This window comes from Oscillochloris sp. ZM17-4 (genome assembly GCF_019599295.1).
Lineage (GTDB): Bacteria > Chloroflexota > Chloroflexia > Chloroflexales > Chloroflexaceae > Oscillochloris.
The window spans coordinates 2529-21176 of sequence record NZ_JAIEWN010000014.1 but is presented as its reverse complement, the minus strand read 5'-3'; the positions used below and the strand labels follow the sequence as shown (position 1 = coordinate 21176).

The following is an 18648-nucleotide window of genomic DNA, read 5'->3' as shown; positions in this document are numbered from 1 at the left end:
TTGATCGCAGCCAGGCCAATGTCGACATACAGCCGGCCCTGGTCACGCTCCTCCTCTGGGTTATTACCCGCGTCGCAGATCACGAAGAAGGAGTCGTCGGGGTTCGGGCCGAAGAGCATACCCTGGCGCCAGAGGCTGGTCAGGAAGGCGCGGATGTCGCGCTGAACCCTGGCCCAGAGGTCGTGGTTATTGGGCTCGAAGACGACCCACTGCATGGTGCGCCAGATCGACTTCTCGACATAGTTGAACAGCCTGCGGGTGCTGATGTACCGCCACTGCGGGTCGCTGCTGAGCGTGCGGGCGCCCCAGACCCGCACGCCGCGCCCGCTGAAGGCGCGCAGGCAGTTGATCCCCTCCGGGTTCAGCAGCTCCTGCTCCTCCAGGCTGATCGGCGTCGCCGGTGCCAGCACCTCGCGCAGCACCTCGTTGGCCGGGGCCTTGTGGACGCCGCGCTCGCTGTCGTTGCGGGCATAGACGCCGGCCACGTGGCCGCAGGGCGGCACGGCGATCTTCTTGTCGCCGGGACCCAGCACCTCGACCCAGGGGTAGTAGAGCGCGGCGAAGGCCGAGTCGTACTGGGCGATCTCGCTGCGCCAGGCCTGCACCTGCTGCGGGCTCAGGCCGGGCAGCGGGTCGAGGATGGCGATCCGGTCGCGCTGGTGCTTGCCCTCGCAGTGGGCGATCATGGCCAGCTGCACCGCCTTGACCCCGTCCTCGTCGATCAGCTCGGCCTGGTAGGCCGACATCAGGTCGGGGCAGCAGACCATAGTCACGTCCTCGGCCAGCTTCAGGCCGGCCAGGCCGGAGCGGTTATCCTCGGCGCCGGTCAGGTGGCCCGCCTGGACGGCCAGGTCGGCGATCTTCGGCGCGTAGAGCACCACGGCGTCGGCCCTCGGCGCCTCGTTGAGCGGTGCCTGCGGCGCGGCCTCAAGCGTCACCAGCCGGCTGACCCGGTTGACCGCCTCCAGCACGTTGCGCCGGCGGCCGAAGCTGACATCGCGGAAGGTCTCGACGGTGTCGGCCTGAACGACCTCCAGGGTAAACTGGCCCTCACTGGGCGCGCTGGCCTGGGGCGGGGCCTCCTGGCTGATCTTGACCTGGAGCGTCGGGCCGGCCGGGTCGCGGGCGCTGATCACAAAGACCCGCTCGCTCTTGGCGCTGTTGAAGACCTCGACCTGGCGCTGCTGGCCGCCGGCCGGGATCTGCCACTCGGCGACCCGCGGCTCGCGAGCCTCGGCGGCCAGCTTCTCGGCCCCGGCCGCCGGCTGCACGCTGATCAGCGGGTTCTTCTCGTTGATCAGCTTCAGGCTCTCGGGGGCGGTGAAGTTGCGCACCTCCACCGGCTGGCCGGCCCGGTTGCCCTGCTCGTCAACCGGGGTGACTTTGAGGGTGTAGCGGCCGGGCACATACTGGCCGGCGCTCGGCGGGGTCACCGCGCTGACGGTGACCCGGATATCGGCGCCGATGGCCTCGCGCGGGGCGACCAGCAGCAGCGGCTTCTTGGAGCTGCTGGCGATCATCGCGCGCGGCGCGGCGCTGCTGGCGGGCGCGCCGGGGGGCAGCACCCGCACGATGTAGCAGCGGCTGCCGCCGTTGGCGAAGTAGCCCGACACGGCGTGCGAGAGGTAGGCCCCCGGCATATGCGGGCTCATCCGCCCATCGTGCTCAGGCTTGCCGAAGGCGTCCAGGTACTGCTGCCAGCTGGTGACCAGCGTGGGCTGGTTGGTCGGCCCGGCGGGCGCGAAGCCGATGAAGGCCGCCACCGCCGTGCTCACGCCCTCGATCGGGCGCGGGCCGCTGGTCTCCTCGATGTAGGCTCCCGGCGCGTAGTAGGTTGGCATGGTCTAGCTCCTCCTTGTATCCACGATGAGATTCCTCACTGCGCTGCGCTTCGTTCGGAATGACATGAAACACCTTGTCACCCCGAGCGGAGCGCGGGGTCTTCCTCCCCCAGCGGCGCGACTCGCACGGTCGGCTCGGCGACCAGGCCCCAGCGCTGGGGCCGCGTGATCTCGGCAGGGACAGTGACGCTATAGCTGATCGCCGGGCGCGGCAGCTGGCCGAGCAGCGACCAGAGCTCGCCGACCGGCTCGTCGGCGACGATGCGGGCGGCGATCGGCAGCCCGAGCGCCTGGAGCGGCGCGGGCAGCCGCTCGGCGGGCAGCGGGTCGTGGCGCAGCAGGGCGATCAGCGTCGCCCAGAGCAGGGCATACTCGTTGGCCGGCTCCTCCTTGTCGTAGGCGCTCACCAGATAGCGCAGGTCGAACATCCGCGGCGGCACCCGACGCGAGGCCTGGCCAGGGCCACGCAGGGTGGGCATATCGGCGCGGCGCAGCTCGCTGTTCTCGCGCAGGCCGAGCAGGTAGAAGTTGATCGCCCGCGGCCCAGAGCGCTCTAGCCAGGCCGCCGTGGGCGGGCAGAAGGCGATGGCGAGGCTGTCGGCGGGAAAGCCGTCCTCGGCGCGGAGCAGGCCGTCGATGGTGCTGTGGATGCGGTTGATCATGGGGCCTCGTCTCCTCTGCTCAGCCGGCTACACCAGCTATCTAAGCCTATGGCGGCGCTGAAGGTTCAGCTCAGCGCGCCTGTTTTGCAGCTTCTTGGGTGATCCCTTTGTAGATCACCCGCCGTAGCTTGCACTGCTCCTCGGCGGATAGCTGCTCGCCTAACTCGGCTTGGCGATGGTTATGAGCCTTTGAGAGCGCCTGGAAGGTGATACGGACGACTTGATCGAGCCCGCGTCGCATCGCCGTTGTGACGAGGTCCGGCCCTGATGCGCCGGCATAGCGTACCTGGCGGTTCCACTCGCGAGCGAGGCTATCGCGCGATTGGATGTAGGTGCCGAGCTGCGCGAGGCTGAGTGGAGGGATCTCTTTTTCGATCGACAGCTGGCTCAGCGCGGCTAGACCGATCCGCACACCAGCTGCCTCAGAGCTAAGATCGGTCTGCCTGTCTGCAGTGGTCATGTCATTTGCCATTGTGGCGTAGGTTGCCAGGACGCCCGCCAGCATCGCGGCGCCCTCAAGTATGAACATCCCGGCGGCTGCAGCCAGTTCGCCGGCCGCCCACGAGGCCCCGCCCGCAATCACATTCAGCTCCATAGCGCGGGGATTGCCCCAGCGATCATCTTTCTTCTTATCATCAGGCTCCACGATTGAGTCCATGGCGTGATCGATGGTGTGCGCATATGTGGCTAGGGCTCTCCCACGGCTGCTGATGATCTGACTGCCCTCATCTTCCTCAAACATAATCTTGGTGGTCGGCTGCGCTGCTGTGCGTCGCCGCTTTCGGTCACGCCGCTTTCTGGCGCGCTCGTGCTCTGACATAGTGCTGCCCCTTTCGTGATACAACGGCCCTGGTGCGATCGCAGATTGCAGGTTGAACGCGGCGTATTCAGAAGCGATCGCTGATCTTGCGCGCTTCCAAAAGATTGCTTGACTCTGCCCTATCGAGCGAGTCGGCCTCGCTCTCCGGCCGCTCTAGCTTGGCCAGCTCGGCGCGGGCGGCCTCGGCCAGGTGGCCCATGTCGATCGGCGCCCCGGCCTCGGCGGCCAGATAGGCCGCGCCCAGGGCGATGCTGCTGATGTTGCCGCCGGCCAGGCTCAGCCGGGCCAGCCGGGCGTAGTCCAGGGCGGCGAGCGGCGCGCCCGGCGGGAAGGCCCGCCGCCAGATCAGCTCGCGCTGGGCCGCGTCGGGGAAGGCGAAGGGCACCACAAAGCGCAGCCGGCGCAGGAAGGCGCCGTCGAGGGCCTGGCGGGCGTTGCTGGTCAGGATGGCCAGGCCGCGGTACTGCTCCACCCGCTGGAGCAGGTAGCTCACCTCCAGGTTGGCGTAGCGGTCGCGGCTGTCCTTGACCTCGCTGCGCCGGCCGAACAGCGCGTCGGCCTCGTCGAAGAGCAGCACCGCCCCGCCGGCCTCGGCCGCGTCGAAGATCCGCCGCAGCTGCTTCTCGGTCTCGCCGATGTACTTGCTCACCACCGCGCTCAGGTCGACCTGGTAGAGGTCCAGCCCGAGCTCGCCGGCGACCAGCTCGGCCGCGCTGGTCTTGCCGGTGCCGCTGGCCCCGGCGAAGAGCGCGCTGATGCCCAGCCCGCGCTCGCCGCGCGCGGCGAAGCCCCATCCCTCGTGGACGGTGGCCCGCTGGCGGGCGGCGGCGATGATCGCGCGCAGGCTGCGTGCGACGGGCGCGGGGAAGGCGAGGCTATCCCAGCCGGCCCGCGCGTCGATGCGCCGGGCCAGGCCGTCGAGCCGGGGCCGAGACTGGGCCTGCGACGCAGCCCAGAGCGCCGTCGGGTCGCCGTCGGGCGCGGCGGCGCAGGCGGCGCGCACCTCGCGTCCGCCCAGGCTGAAGCTGGCGGCCAGCCGCCCGGCCGTCTCCGGGCTGGCCCCGGGGCCGAGCGCGCTCAGCCAGAGGCCGCGCTGCTCGGCGGGGCTGGGGCGGCCGACCTCCATGTGGATCGCGGTGCGGGTCAGATCCGGCGTCGCGCCGCTCAGCGCCACCAGGCCCTCGACCGCCTGCGCCAGGGAGCGCAGGGCCGCCGCCCGCTCGTGGTCCTCGCCGGCCAGATCGTCGGCCTCGATCAGCAGGGCGCCGCGGCCCAGGCGGGCCTCCCGCGAGCAGCGCAGCGCCAGCTCCGCCAGGGCCTCCGGCTCGCTCGGCAGCAGGGCGGCGTCCAGGGCCTGGGCCGGCTGGCCGAGCAGGGCGGCGGCGGCGGCCAGGGCCGCCCGCCGGGCCGCGCGGTCGCCGCCGCCGAGCAGGGCCAGGGGCGGCGGGCCAGCGCACCCGGCCCAGGCTGCAGCGAGCTGCTGTGCGACGCGCTGCTGCGAGGGCGGCAGGGCATCATCGGCGCGCAGGTCGCTCAGCAGCGGGGCCAGCTCGGCGGCAGGCTGATCGCAGCCCATCAGCAGGTGCAGGATCTGCTCGTCGATCTGGAGCGGGCGGTAGGCCAGCCCCGGCCCCCGGCCGAGCGCGACCAGCCGCCAGCGGCGCAGCGGCGACCCCGGGGCCAGCGCGCTCCAGTGGGCGCCGGGCAGCGCGTCCAGGGCCAGGCTAAAGCTGGGCTGGCCTTATAATTGGCTGACCGCACACCGCAAAAAACGGACGCCCACGTAGGCGAGGATGACACAAGACACCGTTTGTATCGGTATGTGCGAGGATGCCGAGGAGGAAGCGCAAGCATGTTTGGCACCAACAAGAAGCCCCAGGCAGCCCCCCCCACAATGAATGGAAAAGCAGAGACGATCATCGGCGCAAATACGCGCTTTCAGGGGTCGCTGACCTCTGATGGCAATATTCGCATCGACGGCTCGGTAGAGGGCGACGTCGAGGTGCTCGGCAACCTGATCGTCGGCGAGACGGGCCGGGTGATTGCGACGGTGAAAGCGCAGAACGTTCACGTCTCCGGGGCGGTCAAGGGTGAGATCACAGCCCTCGAGCAGCTGGAGATATCGCCGACCGGGAAGGTCTGGGGCGATATCACGGCCGCTGCACTGCACATCGAGCCGGGCGGCCTGTTCCGCGGCCAGAGCTCGATGACGACGACCATTGATGAGCCGCTGCTGCTGGAGGCCCCGCGCTCCGGCGATGATAGGTCCCCGAGCATGGGCTAGTTGGCCGCGCCCACCTCGCGGGGAGTGAGATGGCCGCGGCGAGCGTCCCGCTCTCCCTGATCAACTGCAGAGGTGTCGAATAGTCAAAGGAGGAGGCAGTTGCGGATGTGCCCGCTGCCTCCTCTATGTATCCCCTCACAATATGAAGCATAACCGCCATCACGCGACCCGCAACGTGCTACGGATTCCCGCCCGTCGGGCATCCGCGCCCGCCGGAGCGATCTCCTCACGCCTTGCGGCGCTCGCGCGCTCCGGCGGGCGCGGCCTGCTCTCCCTCGCCCTCGGCGCGGTGATGCTAGCCCTGATCGGCCTGCTGATCGCAAACTTCGTCGGCCAGGTTATGCAGAGCGCCCGCCTGGAGGCGCAGCGCGTCGCCCTCCAGGCCGAGGTTGATCAGATCCGGGCCGAGAATAGGCGGCTCGAGGACGCCGTCGCCTACGCGGAGTCTGATGTGAATGTCGAGCGGATCGCCCGTGAGCAGCTCGGCTACGCCCGCGACGGCGATATTGTTGTATTCCCGCAGATCGCTGCGCCGGCCCCCGCGCCGGCCCCCGCGCCGGCCCCCGCGCCGGCCTCCGCGCCGGCCCCCGCGCCCAATGTGCAGCGCTGGTGGGAGGCCTTCTTCCCCGTCTCGTAGCTGCCAGACGCGGTGGTGCCGAGCGACTCAGCCGGCGAGCCACTGCCGCAGCTGGGCGTACACATCGCGCCGGTGCAGCAGCTGCATATGGTTCATATCGTAGCCGACCCAGCGCTCGCGCAGCGGTAGCTCGACGTCGGGGTCTTGGTGCGCGCCGAGGGCGCTGTCCAGCGGCACAAGCCCGTCGCTGCCGAGTGGGTCGAGGTCGCCCTCGATGCTGCCAGTGGTGGCGGCGACAGTGTAGCAGGCCACGCCCTCGGGCAGCGGCACGGTTTGGCGCGGGTCGCCGGCGTGGGTGAAGCGGTCCCGGCCCGCCCAGTCCTCATCGAGCAGGCTGCCGTAGCGCAGGTCGGTGATGCCGGCGCTGCGGATCTGGCCCAGGCGCGCGAAGGCGGCGGTGTAGGGGCTGGCCAGCAGCAGGGCGTCGAGCCAGTTGCCGGCGCGCTCCAGCGGGGAGCCGTGGTGCGGGGTGCCCAGGAAGATCAGCGTGCGCAGCTGCCCCGGCCAGGCGTGCCCGGCGCGGGCGCCGTAGTGGCAGGCGCTGCGCGCCACCAGCCCGCCCATGCTGTGGGCAATGATCGCGAGCCCCTCAACCGGCACCGGCCACGCCTCGCTGAGCGCCGCGAGCATATCGGCGAGCTCCCGGCCGTTGGTTGAGATATGCCGGCCGCTGTTGTAGTGCAGGTAGACCGGGGTGTAGCCCAGCTCCTCGGCCAGGAGCGCGCCGTGATCATGCCCCTCGTGCTCCCAGTGCTGATCGGTCAGGCACAGCCCGTGCGCCAGCAGCAGGATCTTGTCGCTGGGCTGCGGGATGGCCTCGGCGAGCGCCGGCCGCGTTAGCTCGACGGCCCGCCCGTCAATGCGCAGGCACATGCGGATCGCCAGCGGGTTGCCGCTGTCCTCCAGATAGTCGCCCAGGACTCCGTTGAGCGCGGCGATCACGGCGTCGCGCTCGGGCGACGAGCTGCGCTCGCGGAGCAGCGACGCGAGCGGGGCGAGGGCCAGGTCGATCCCGCCACCGACCAGCGCGGTGATCGTGCGGACGCTGTTGTAGACCAGGCCGGTGATGCCGCCCGTGGGGCTGGTGACAGGCGCGCCGAAGATCCTGGGGAGGCGCAGGATCGTGCTATGCATGGCCTCGACCAGGTCAGTGATCCCAATGGTGGCGTCGATCGCCATGCGGCTGACGCCGCGGGCATCTGTGGGGCGGACGTGGGTCGGCTCAGGCATGGCACCTCTGTAGCGCAAGCGCGCCGATCAGAAAACACATAACGCTGGCAGCTCTATTGTAGCAGACTCGCCCCCTCATTGTTAGCCCTGCCGCCCATCGCCCCAGGTGCGTTGCAACAGCTCTGCCCCCGGCCGGTGCGCTACTCGCTGCGCAGGGCGTTGATCGGGGTCAGCCGGCTAGCCCGGAACGCCGGGTAGCTGCCGGCGATCAGGCCGACAGCCGAGGAGAAGAGCAGCGCCAGCACCACCGCCGAGCGGTCGAGGGTGATGAAGCGGGCCAGATCCGGCTGCTGGAGCACCGTCTGCGCGGCGATCGCGCCGCCGTTGATCAGCACCCCGGTGAGCAGCACGCCGCCGATGCCGCCGAGCAGGCTGAGCGCCACCGCCTCGACCAGGAACTGGATGAGGATGTCTCGCCGGCGGGCGCGGCCTGCGCCGACGCCCGGCGCAGCGCGCCCTGCCGGCGCGACGTCAACGCTTGGTGTGAGATCTCGTACATGGTTTTGCATGAGGACGCGGTCGACGCTAACGCCGTGCAGCCAGATCGGGCGAATCGCGGTTCTGCCCATGGCGTCCCAATGCGGTGGAAATGATCTCACACCAAGCATTTCAGTTGCCAGTCGGGGGGGCGCGCAGGACGTTGCACATGCCCTGTTCGCCCAATCCGCGCGCCTGTTGCCTGGCCCAACATGGTGTATACTGCTCGCGGCTTGGAGGCTGATTTATGTGGTGGCGATGCGTACGAGGCTGATATTTAACCCTGCGGCTGGCAACGCCGAGGCCAATGAGGGCGAGCTGAGCGCCGCGGCCGCGGTGTGGCGCGAGCGTGGCTGGCAGGTCGAGCTAACCCCCACAGCCGGGCCGAGCGATGGGCGGCGACTGGCCCGCGAGGCCGCCGACGCGGGATACGACCTGGTGGTGGCCGCCGGCGGCGACGGGACGATCAACGATGTGATCAACGGCCTGGCCGGCTCGCGCACCGCTCTGGCCACCCTGCCCCTGGGCACGATGAACGTGTGGGCCCGCGAGCTACGCCTGCCGCTACAGCCGCGGGCGGCGGCGGCGGCCATGCTCAGCTGGCAGGTGCGGCCGATCGACCTGGGCCGCGCCGGCGACCGCTACTTCCTGCTGATGGCCGGCATCGGCTTCGACGCGGCGATCACGGCGGGGGTGGGGGCCGATGAGAAGCGCCGCTTTGGCGCGCTCGCCTATGTGCTGCGCGGGATCGAGCAGGCCATGCGGGTGCGCGGCTCGCGCACCCGCATCCAGATCGACGGCCGCACGATCAGCGGCCGGGTGCTGATGGTGGTGGTGGGCAACAGCCAGCTCTACGGCGGCCTGGTGAAGATCACCCACCGGGCCAGCATCGACGACGGCCTGCTGGATGTCTGCGTGATCCGCGGCGATAACGGGCTCAGCGCCCTGCGCCACCTGATCGCCATCCTGCGCCGGCGCTACAGCCACGACCCCGAGATCGAGTACTACCGCGCCCGCTCGGTGCATGTCACCGCGCGCCCGCGCCTGCCGGTCCAGGTGGATGGCGACGCGATCGGCCAGACGCCGATGACCTTCACGGTGGCACCGCGCGCCCTGCGCGCCCTGCTCCCGCCCGACCTGCCCGAGGATCTGGCCCAGCAGCCGTCCTCGTCCGCCGAGCGGCCCAGGCGCGCCTTCCCACGGCTCTTCCGCTGGCTCTCGCGTCGATAGGGCTGATCGTAGCGCTATAGGCGGGCCTGGATCTGCCGTAGCTCCCCTCTGGACATGCAGAAGCGATACTGGCCCCTCGCGATCCCGCTCGTCTACCTGGCCCTCAGCGTGCTCATGACCTGGCCGCTCGCGGCACGGCTCGGCGCTGACCTGCCGAGCTCCAGCGATACGCTTCAGCAGACCTGGATCCTGGCCTGGAACGCCCACGCCCTCCTCAGCGACCCCGCCCACCTCTGGCAGGCGCCGATCTTCTACCCCTACCCCGACACCGCCGCCTACCACGACCATCTCTTGATCCAGTCGATCATCGGCGCGCCGCTGATCTGGGCCACCGGGAACCCGCTGCTTGCCCATAATGTCCTGCTGCTGCTCAGCTTCGCCCTCACCGGCTGGGGCGGCTTCTTGCTCTCCCGCGACCTGATCGCGGGAGGGGGGGCTCAGGGGGCGGACGCGGACGCGCGCCGCCCCGCGCCTTCGCCCCAGACCTGGGCCGCCCTGATCGTCGGCGCGGCGATGACGTTCAGCGCCTACCGGATCGCCCATAGTGTCCAGCTCAACATGCTCCAGACAGGCTGGATGCTCTTTGCGATGCTGTTTCTGCGCCGGCTCTTGCTGCCGACCGAGCGGGGCGGCGGCCGCTGGCGCGACGCCCTGCTGTGCGGGGTCTTCACCGGGCTCCAGGTGGCCAACGCGTTCTACTACGGGTTTTTCGTGGCCATCCTGATCGTCGGCTACGTCGGCCTCTGGGCCGCCGCCGCCCTCTGGGGCCGCCTGCGTCGCGCCGAACCGCTGCCCTGGGCGGTCATCCCGCGCCTCATGCTGGCCGGCCTGGTGTCCGCCCTGATCGCGGTGCCCTTCCTCCTGCCCTATATCGGGATCTATCGGACCCTGGGCATCATCCGCTCTCCGCTTGAGATCGATAACTGGAGCGCGCCGCTCCGCGCCTATGTGTCGGTCACCTCGGGGAACCTGCTCTACGGGCGGCTCGGCGGGGCCGTGATCGACAGCGGCGAGATGGTGCTCTTCCCCGGCCTGCTGATCGCTCTGCTTGGGCTGATCTCCCTGGGGCTGTGGCCGCGCCGTGGGGGTGCCGAGACGATAGGAGCCGCCATACGCGATCATGTCTTCTGGGCGATGGTGGCGCTGGCGAGCTTCGTGCTCTCCCTGGGCTCTCACCTGCGCCTGATCCGCTTCAGCGACCCGCTGCCCGTCCCGCTGCCCTACCTGACGCTCTACCAGCTGCTGCCCGGCTTCGGCTCGATGCGCGTCCCCGCGCGCTGGGGGTGGCTGGTGACGGTAGCCCTGGCGCTGCTCGCCGCGCTGCCGATCGCGCGCCTGCTGGCCCATCTCCGCGGCCGCTGGCGTCATGGCCTGGGCGCGGCCCTGCTGTCCGCCGTCCTCATCGAGCAGATCGCCCTCCCGCTGCCGCTCTCGCGCTCGGTGCTGGCCAACGTGCCGCCGATCTACCCCTGGCTAGGCGCGGCCGCGCAGGCCGATATCCGCACGGTGATCGAGCTGCCCACAGGCCCGATCCCGCGCGGCGATAACCTTGCGCGGATCACCTGGCGTCACTTCCTCAGCATCTATCACTGGAAGCGGCTACCGGTGGCCTACGGGGCGCTGATCCCATTCGGGGCGATCGACCTGATGCGCTACCTAGATCGCCTGCCGAGCCCCGCCGGGCTGCGCGTGCTCCAGTTTGTCGGCGTCGATACGATCATTGTCCACGGCGATGCGTATGCGCCCGACGAGCTCGGGAAGCTGCGCGATGCTATGGCGGCATCCCCCGAGCTGAGCCTGCGCGCCCAGGTGGGCGATAGCCTGGTCTACACGCTGCGCCCCGACCCGCGGCTCGCGCTGCCGCCGGGCTCGGTGACGATCTCGAATGATGAGCGCATGCCCGGCGTGGCGGTGCTCGGGCTGATCCGCCGCTGGCAGGACGAGGGCCGACAGCTCTACGGGCCGGGCCGGCTGCGCTACTACGCGCCCCTGGCGACCGCGGCCGTGGGCCAGGTCGCCGACTACGCGCTGCTCTCCGACGCGGAGGATCCGAGCGACTATGGCTACAGCCCGAGCGCGCGGCTCTGGGAGGATATCGGCCTCGCGCTCTACCAGCGATCCGCGGGCACCCTGGCCAGCCTGAGCCTGGCCGAGCCGGTGCCGGGGCAGTTCCACCCACGCTTTCCGGCGAGCCTGGAGCTGGCCCTGCGGGGCGGCCGGCTGCTGGCGGGCGGCCGCGAGCTGGATCTGGGCCGGGCCGCCGATGCGCTGACGGTCGAGATCGACTGTGCGCGGCTGCGCCCCGGCGCGCTGCTGGTCGGGGGCGTGTCGATAGCGGTTCCGGCTGGACTGAGCACGCTCCGTGTGCCGCTACGCCCAGATGGGGCCGCCTCGGTGGCGGGCGAGGATGACAAAACCGCGCTGCTGCGACTGCGGGTGCTGGCCGGGACGCCCGGCGATGTGGCGGTTGACCCTCACCCCGGGGCCGTCGCCAGCGCCGACGTCTCGATCTCTGGCGATGAGCTTGTCCTGCGCGCCGCCGCCGCCGGCGCCCCCGGCCTGCTGGTGGACGTGTGGGGCGCGGCGACGAGCGACGACCGGCCGATCCACCTGCTCTCCGGTGTGGCCCCCCTGTCCGCCGATGGCGCGCTCGACACGCGGGTGTCGCTGCTGTCCCCCGACGCGGGCTGGGTGAGCCAGTGGGCGGAGCCGCAGGACGGGCGCTACATCGTCTACCTGAAGGACCCGGCGCGGCCCGAGGGGCCGGGGCAGCCGGTGGCGAAGTTCTTCATCCGGGGCGGCCGTGTGGCAGAGCCCGAGGGCGTGCCGCTGCCGCTGACGGCGGTGCCGTAGGGGGCAATGTGGAATGCTGAGCACTGAATGTCGGGTAGCTTGTCGGCGTCTGCTGCACCTTGGGCCGCTCTGTGCGCTGCTGATCGTCCTGGCGGGCTGCGGCGGGGGCGCTCCGGCGGCGGGCTCCGCCCCCGCGCCATCCCTTGCGCCCACGGCGGGCGCGGCGCCGGGGCGGTCGGCGTTTCGCGCCGAGGAGCTGGCCGGGCGGCTGCTCTTCGTGCGCGGCGGCGTGATCTGGCAGTGGCGCGGCCGTGAGGCGACGGCGCTGCTCGGGGACGGCGCCGCCTTCCAGCCGGCCTGGTCGCCCGACGGCGGGCGGATCGCCTATGTGACGCGGGGCAACGACTATAGCGATGTGCTGCTGGCCGACGCCTCGGGCGCGCCGCTTTCTCAGCTGACCTTCAACGGCTCGCGCCAGCCGATCAACAGCATCGAGCGGGTCTACGAGAGCACCTGGGCCTTCTACCCGGCCTGGGCGCCCGACGGGGCGCGGCTGGCGGTGGCGGCGCAGCCGTCCCCGCCGGGGGGCGACCCGCCCGCCGAGTATAACCTGGGACTCTACGAGCTGCCCGTGGGCGACGGGGCGCAGGCGAGCCTCTACGCGTCCGACAGCGCGCAGTGCGGGCGCAGCGTGTACACGCCCGCCGGCGACGCGCTGATCTTCGTGCGATCCGGCGGCGGGGCGCAGGGCCAGCAGGAGCTCTACCGGCTAGATCTGGCGGGCGACCGGGCCACGCCGCTCGCGGGCGCGCCGACGCCGAGCTACGACCCGGCGATCTCGCCGGACGGGCGCTGGCTGGCCTTCGCCGCCGGGGACGGCGCGCGCACCGAAATCTTCGCCCTGCCGCTCGCCGGCGGCGGGGCGCCGCTGCGCCTGAGCGACATGGGGGCGGCCCGCGCGCCGGCCTTCTCCCCTGACGGCAGCCAGCTCGCCTTCCTGGCGATCGCCCCCGGCGAGGGCGGCTTCGACCTGTGGGTGGCCGACCTGCGCGTCGACGAGGGCGGGGCGCTGCGGGCGGGGGCACCCCGCCGGCTCACCACCGGCCTCGGCCTCGACGCGGACTCGGGGATCTCGTGGGCGGCGTGATGCGCCGCTTCGCGGCGTCTCTGGAGCGGCGGGGCGTCTTCTACGGCTGGGTGGTGGTGCTGGTCTGCTTCCTGGTGCTCTGCGTGAACTTCGGGGTGCGCCTGAGCTTTGGGATCTTCTTCGAGGCGCTGACCAGGGGCGGCGAGTTCGGCTGGGCCCGCGCCGACACGGCGGGGGTGTTCAGCCTGTCGGTGCTGGTGCAGGCCTTCACCAGCGCCCTGGTCGGCTGGCTGCTCGACCGCTTCGGGGTGCGCTGGGTCTTCGCGATCGGCCTGCTGGTGCTGGGCGTCGGCCTGGCCCTCACCAGCCGCATCACCAGCCTGCTCGGCTTCTACCTGGCCTTCGGGCTGGTGACGGGCCTGGGCACGGCGATCCTCGGGCTGACCATCCACGGCACCACGGTGAGCCGCTGGTTCGACCGGCGCGGCCCGCGCGGGCTGGCGATCGGCTTGGCCTACGCGGGCACGGGCATCGGCATCCTGCTGCTGGCCCCGCTGATCGAGCGGGTGATCGCGGCATCCGGCTGGCGCCCGGCCTACCTGCTGCTCTCGGCCCTGGCCCTCGGCGGCGCCCTGCCGCTCAGCCTGCTGCTGCTGCGCGACACCCCCGTCGAGCTGGGGCTGCGCCCGCTGGGCGCGGCCGCCGCCGGCTCCGAGGCGCACGCCCGCCAGGCGCCCGAGCGGCGATGGAGCTTCGCCGAGGCCTTGCGCACCCCGGCCTTCTGGCTGCTGATGCTCGCCGGCCTGTGCAGCCTCTACACGCTGCGCATGGTGACGGTTCACCAGGTGGCGCACTTCGTGGACCGGGGGGTGACGCGGGCGACGGCGGCGGCCGTCTTCGGCGGCTCGGGCCTGGTCACGGCGGGCAGCTACATCGGCTTCGGCCTGCTGAGCGACCGGATCGGGCGCGAGCGCTCCTTCTACCTGGGGGCGGCGGCGCAGGCGCTGGCCCTGATCATGCTGCTGGCCCTGCCGGGCGACGCGCCCCTGGCCTACCTCTACGCCTACGCCGTCCTCTGGGGCGTGGGCGAGGGCAGCCGCAGCGGCCTGCTCACCGCCATCGCCAGCGACCGCTTCGCCGGCCCGCAGCTCGGTGCGATCGTGGGCACCCTGGGCGCGGCATTCGGCCTCGGCGCGGCCATCGGCAGCTGGGCCGGCGGCCTGATCTTCGACGGCCTCGGCAGCTACACCCCGGCCTTCCTCTCGGCCCTCGTCGCCACCGGCGTGGCCTGCGGGTGTGTGGCGATCGCGAAGGGGAATGTTGAATGTTGAATGTTGAATGGCGTGACATTCAACATTCAACATTGTGCCCGATTGACAGCCTCCCTCTGTCGCCCTATTCTCAGATGCATATACCGCTTCAACGGGGAGGTTCTATGATTGAGCGGGAGCTTCTGCTAACCGAGGTCAACGACCTGCGCGAGATGAATGACGAGGATGGCGCGGCCTACTGGGCGCTGAGCGAGGCCATCCGCGCCGAGCGCATGCCCGACGACCCGCCGACGCCCTACGCGATGTTCGCCGCCCGCATGCGGAGTGTGCCGAGCTTCGTCACCATATCGGCCCTGCTGGCCCGCGAGTCGCCGGGCGGGCCGGTCATCGCGGCGGCCAACATCGGCTTCGACACCTCGGGCGAGAACGCCCACCTGGCCCAGTTCGACATCGAGGTGCTGCCGGAGCACCGCCGGCGCGGCGTGGGCCGGCGGCTGCTGGCCTGGGCCGCTGACATCGCCCAGCGCCACGGCCGGCGGCTGCTACTCACCGCCAGCCACGATAGCGTCCCGGCCGGCCGGGCCTTCGTCGAGCGGATCGGCGCGCGCCCGGGGCTGGAGGATCGCGAGAGCCAGCTTGTCCTCGCCGAGGTGAATCGCGACCTGCTGGCGCGCTGGCAGGCCGACGCCGCGACGGCGGCCGCCGGCTTCGAGCTGATCCTCTGGGACGACATCTACCCCGAGGAGGATCTCGTCGCCTTCGCCGACCTGTGCGAGGTGATGAACACGGCCCCGCGCGGCGAGCTCGATATAGAGGACCAGAAGGTGACCCCTGAGAAGGTGCGCGAGTTCATGGCGAGCAACCGCGCGCGGGGCAGCTTCGTCTGGACGATCATCGCCCGCGAGCTGGCGACCGGGCGCATGGCTGGCTTCAGCGAGATCTTCGGCAACCCCGGCCGGCCGACCATCCTGAACCAGGGGGCCACGGCGGTGCGCCCGGAGTTCCGCGGCCACCGGCTGGGCCGCTGGATGAAGGCGGCCATGCTGGAGAAGGTGCTGGCCGATCGGCCCGAGGCGCGCCTCGTGCGCACCGGCAACGCCAGCTCAAACGCGCCCATGCTGGCGATCAACATCGACCTGGGCTTCAAGCCGTACATGCACTCGACGGTCTGGCAGGTGGAGACGGAGACGGCGATCGATTATGCGAATGTTGAATGTTGAATGCTGAATGTCCGAGCATTCAACATTCAACATTCAACATTATTTCACGGCCGCTGGAAGGGCTGGCCGAGCGCGGCGGGGGCGGGGGTGGCGAGCCAGGCCACGACGCGCTCGGCGGGCCGGCGCAGGGTCGGCGGCAGGGCGGCCAGGCGGCGGGCGGCGCCGGGGCTGGAGAGCAGGTTGACCAGGGCCAGCACGACGATCATCAGGACGAAGGGGGCCACCTGGAAGACCTGGGTGGGCACGCTGGGCAGCACGCCCTGCGAGCGCGAGGCGATCGCCTGGAGCGCGGCGAAGAGGTAGCAGCCGATGGCGACGCGCCAGGGCTGCCAGCCGCCGAAGATCACGATCGCCAGGGCGATCCAGCCGGTGCCGAAGGTGTGTCGGTAGCTCCAGCCCTGCTTCAGGTCGAGCGAGTAGGCCGCCCCGGCGATGCCGACCAGCGCCCCGCCGAGCACCAGGTAGAGGTAGCGCAGCTGCACCACCGGCACCCCGCGGGCGTAGGCGGTCTGCGGGCGCTCGCCGAGGGCGCGCAGCACCAGGCCGGCGCGGGTGCGGTAGAGGAACCACCAGACGGCCGGCAGCAGCAGGAAGCTCGCGTAGATCAGCAGGTCGTGATTGAAGAGCAGCGGGCCGAGCAGCGGCAGGTCGGCGAGGCCGGGCACGGGGGCGTGGGGCACCGCCGGGCCGGGCACGCGCACGTAGGGCGCGCCCAGGAACGACGAGAGGTCGGTGCAGAGCAGGGCCAGCACGAAGCCGACCGCCGTCTGCGACTGGCCGAGGCTGAGGCTGAGCACGCCGAGCACGAGGGCGACCAGGGCGCTGGCCAGGGCGGCGGCGGCGAAGCCGAGCGCGAGGCTGCCGCTCAGCTTGGCCACGGCGAAGCCAACCATGGCCGCCAGGAGCATGCTGCCGTCGAGCGAGAGGTTGACGACGCCGGCGCGCTCGCTGATCGTCTCGCCCATGGTGGCGAAGATCAGGGGCGAGGCGGCGGCCAGCACGGCGGCGAGGTCGATCAGGATCTGCTCCATGAGCCCTCCAGCTTACGGTAGTCTCCGTTTGCGGGCGCTGCGCCCCGCGCCCCGCCCAGGGGGCCAGCCCCCATGCACAGCAACTTTAGGGCTGCCGCCCTAAAAACCGGTGTTGTTTTGGCCAAAATGGCCAGCGAAGCTGGCCATTTTGGCCAAAACAACAAGAAATTCCGGGGGGGCCAGGGCTTACGTTGATGCGCATGGGGCGGAGCCCCTCCATGAGTGCCGGGTTTCCCGGCGCTCACTTCCTGGCGCTGAGCCCGCGCGCCAGCAGCGCGAAGAGCACCAGGGCGCCCTGGAGCACCCCGGCGATGCTGCTGTCGGTGCCGAGGGCCAGCGGCAGCTGCACGCTGCCCACCGTGAAGACCGCGAAGGCGGCGGCGATCGGCAGCACCCAGGCCGGGCTGGCCCGCACCAGCAGCACCACCAGCAGCGCCAGCAGGCCGATCCCGCTGGAGATGCTCGGGATGAGCTGGTGGAACACGCCGATGATCTGGATGGCCCCGGCCAGGCCGGCCAGCGCCCCGCAGGCCGCCAGCGACTCGGCCAGCCGCCGGGCAGCCGGCACGCCCATGCGCCCGGCCGCCTGCGGGTTCAGCCCCACCGCGCGCAGCTCCAGCCCCCAGCGGGTGCGCGTCACCGCCGCCCAGATGATCGCCAGCGCCACCAGGGCGACGATCGGCGCCGCCGGGGCCAGCCGCAGCCGGTCTAGCGTGGGCAGCCAGAGATCCTTGGGCAGCGGCTCGGTGCCCGATGACGAGGCCTGGCCGACCCGCCGCCACGGCCCGAGCACCAGGTAGAGCGCGATCCCGCTGGCGAGGAAGTTCAGCCCGAGGCCGGCGAAGATCTCGTTGACCCGCAGTCCCACCCGCAGCCAGGCCGCCAGGGTGGCCCACGCCGCGCCGCCGGCCGCCCCGCCCGCGAAGGCCAGCGCCCAGAGCAGCGGCGGCGGCAGGTCGGGGAAGAGCCGCAGCGGGATCATGGCCCCGACCGCGCCCAGGATCATCTGGCCCTCGACGCCCAGGTTATACAGGCCGGCGGCGAAGGTCAGGGTGAGCCCGGCCGAGCAGAGCAGCAGCGGCGCGGCCAGCATGATCATGTCGCTGATGCGCGTGGGCGTGGAGAAGGCGCCCAGGAAGATCAGCCGGTAGGCCTCCAGCGGCGGCACGCCGCTGCTGAGCAGCACGGCGCTGGTGAAGAGCAGCGCGCCGACAAGGCCCAGCGCCCCGAAGATCAGCGGCGAGCGGCGGGCGGCCCGCGGCGCCTGCGGGGCCGGGGCGGTCTGGTCGCTGGCGGTCATGGGGCCTCCACCTCCCGCTGCCCGGCGGCGGCGGCGAAGCCCACCCCGCCGATCAGCTCGGCCAGTCGGGGCGCGCTCAGCTCGGCCCGCGGGATGAGCTGAGACACCCGCCCGGCGAAGAAGACCAGCACGTAGTCGCTGTAGCCCAGGATCTCATCGAGGTCGGCCGTGGCGAAGACCACGGCGCAGCCGGCGTCGCGGCGGGCCAGCAGCCGGCCCCAGATCGCCCGCGCCGAGGCCACGTCCAGGCCGCGGGTGGGCTGCTCGCAGACCAGGCCCCGCACATGATCGGGCACCATGGCCAGCATGGCCCGCTGCTGGTTGCCGCCCGAGAGGGCCATGATCGGGCTGGCCGGCATCGCCTTGATGCCGTAGTCGGCGATCGCCTGGCGCGCGGACTCCTCGGCGGCGCGGCGGTCGATGATCGCCCCGCCGGGCTGGAGCAGGGCGAAGTGCTCGGCCAGAGTCAGCGGGCCGACCACCCCCTCGATCAGCCGGTCGGCGGGGAGGTACTCGACGCCGCCCCGGCGGAAGGCGGCCGCCCCGGCGCCGGTGAGGTCGGCCCCGGCCAGGGCGATCCGCCCGGCGCTGGGGCGCAGCTGGCCGCAGAGCATCCTGAGCAGGATCTGCTGGCCGCTGCCCTCCAGGCCGGCCAGGCCCACCACCGCGCCGGCGGGGATGTCCAGGCTCAGACCCTCGATCAGCAGGTTGCTCTCGCGGGCGGTGATCGCGTTGAGGCTCCAGGCTGGCTGGGGGCTGGGGGCT

Annotated in this window: 16 protein-coding genes; 7 read left to right on the top strand and 9 right to left on the bottom strand. The window is 71.5% G+C overall.

All coding sequences use genetic code 11. From position 1 onward, the window contains the following. The 4 genes from K2Z83_RS12320 to K2Z83_RS12305 form a co-directional block, all read right to left on the bottom strand. A partial coding sequence (locus K2Z83_RS12320) for a phage tail sheath subtilisin-like domain-containing protein (RefSeq protein WP_220595486.1) occupies positions 1 to 1841 on the bottom strand: 1841 nt, incomplete at its 3' end. Positions 1842 to 1918: 77 nt separating this feature from the next. Beyond that, the gene (locus K2Z83_RS12315) at positions 1919 to 2503 is read right to left on the bottom strand and encodes a DUF4255 domain-containing protein (protein ID WP_220595485.1); all 585 of its coding nucleotides are present in this window, start codon (positions 2501 to 2503) and stop codon (positions 1919 to 1921) included. A gap of 70 nt (positions 2504 to 2573) precedes the next feature. Next, on the bottom strand, positions 2574 to 3323 hold the full coding sequence (locus tag K2Z83_RS12310; RefSeq protein WP_220595484.1) for a hypothetical protein: 750 nt from the start codon (positions 3321 to 3323) through the stop codon (positions 2574 to 2576). A gap of 67 nt (positions 3324 to 3390) precedes the next feature. After that, positions 3391 to 4899 carry an ATP-binding protein gene (locus K2Z83_RS12305; RefSeq protein WP_220595483.1) on the bottom strand — a complete coding sequence of 503 codons (1509 nt, stop codon included), beginning with the start codon at positions 4897 to 4899 and terminating at the stop codon, positions 3391 to 3393. Positions 4900 to 5175: 276 nt separating this feature from the next. Between K2Z83_RS12305 and K2Z83_RS12300 the strand changes: the two genes are divergently transcribed. Both K2Z83_RS12300 and K2Z83_RS12295 read left to right on the top strand, forming a co-directional pair. Then, entirely contained in the window at positions 5176 to 5607 is a 432-nt protein-coding gene (locus tag K2Z83_RS12300) for a polymer-forming cytoskeletal protein (protein WP_220595482.1), read from the top strand. Between the two features lie 142 nt (positions 5608 to 5749). Then, positions 5750 to 6244, top strand: coding sequence for a septum formation initiator family protein (locus K2Z83_RS12295; RefSeq protein ID WP_220595481.1), 495 nt, complete (start codon positions 5750 to 5752; stop codon positions 6242 to 6244). A gap of 27 nt (positions 6245 to 6271) precedes the next feature. On the opposite strand, the gene K2Z83_RS12290 is transcribed toward K2Z83_RS12295, so the two are convergent. Together K2Z83_RS12290 and K2Z83_RS12285 are read right to left on the bottom strand one after the other, a co-directional pair. Next, positions 6272 to 7474, bottom strand: coding sequence for a GPI inositol-deacylase (locus tag K2Z83_RS12290; protein WP_220595480.1), 1203 nt, complete (start codon positions 7472 to 7474; stop codon positions 6272 to 6274). A 140-nt stretch (positions 7475 to 7614) separates the two neighbouring features. After that, positions 7615 to 8043, bottom strand: coding sequence for an ABC transporter permease (locus K2Z83_RS12285; RefSeq protein ID WP_220595479.1), 429 nt, complete (start codon positions 8041 to 8043; stop codon positions 7615 to 7617). Positions 8044 to 8209: 166 nt separating this feature from the next. Here K2Z83_RS12285 and K2Z83_RS12280 point away from each other — a divergent pair, with 166 nt between their 5' ends. The 5 genes from K2Z83_RS12280 (at position 8210) to K2Z83_RS12260 (ending at position 15552) form a co-directional block, all read left to right on the top strand. Then, positions 8210 to 9181 (top strand): diacylglycerol kinase family protein, encoded by a 972-nt coding sequence (locus K2Z83_RS12280; RefSeq protein ID WP_220595478.1) that lies wholly within the window; start codon positions 8210 to 8212, stop codon positions 9179 to 9181. Between the two features lie 54 nt (positions 9182 to 9235). Continuing rightward, on the top strand, positions 9236 to 12034 hold the full coding sequence (locus K2Z83_RS12275; protein ID WP_220595477.1) for a hypothetical protein: 2799 nt from the start codon (positions 9236 to 9238) through the stop codon (positions 12032 to 12034). A 13-nt stretch (positions 12035 to 12047) separates the two neighbouring features. Beyond that, complete coding sequence (locus K2Z83_RS12270; protein WP_220595476.1) at positions 12048 to 13121, top strand: hypothetical protein; 1074 nt, start codon at positions 12048 to 12050, stop codon at positions 13119 to 13121. Beyond that, complete coding sequence (locus K2Z83_RS12265) at positions 13121 to 14392, top strand: MFS transporter (RefSeq protein WP_220595475.1); 1272 nt, start codon at positions 13121 to 13123, stop codon at positions 14390 to 14392. The genes K2Z83_RS12270 and K2Z83_RS12265 overlap by 1 nt, the downstream gene beginning before the upstream one ends. A 104-nt stretch (positions 14393 to 14496) precedes the next feature. Next, positions 14497 to 15552 (top strand): GNAT family N-acetyltransferase, encoded by a 1056-nt coding sequence (locus K2Z83_RS12260; RefSeq protein ID WP_220595474.1) that lies wholly within the window; start codon positions 14497 to 14499, stop codon positions 15550 to 15552. 44 nt (positions 15553 to 15596) lie between these two features. On the opposite strand, the gene K2Z83_RS12255 is transcribed toward K2Z83_RS12260, so the two are convergent. The 3 genes from K2Z83_RS12255 to K2Z83_RS12245 form a co-directional block, all read right to left on the bottom strand. Next, positions 15597 to 16583, bottom strand: coding sequence for an ABC transporter permease (locus K2Z83_RS12255; RefSeq protein WP_220595473.1), 987 nt, complete (start codon positions 16581 to 16583; stop codon positions 15597 to 15599). A gap of 241 nt (positions 16584 to 16824) precedes the next feature. Then, complete coding sequence (locus K2Z83_RS12250; protein ID WP_220595472.1) at positions 16825 to 17883, bottom strand: ABC transporter permease; 1059 nt, start codon at positions 17881 to 17883, stop codon at positions 16825 to 16827. Then, positions 17880 to 18648 (bottom strand): ATP-binding cassette domain-containing protein (locus tag K2Z83_RS12245; protein ID WP_220595471.1); only part of this gene is annotated, 769 nt, incomplete at its 5' end. The genes K2Z83_RS12250 and K2Z83_RS12245, both read right to left, overlap by 4 nt.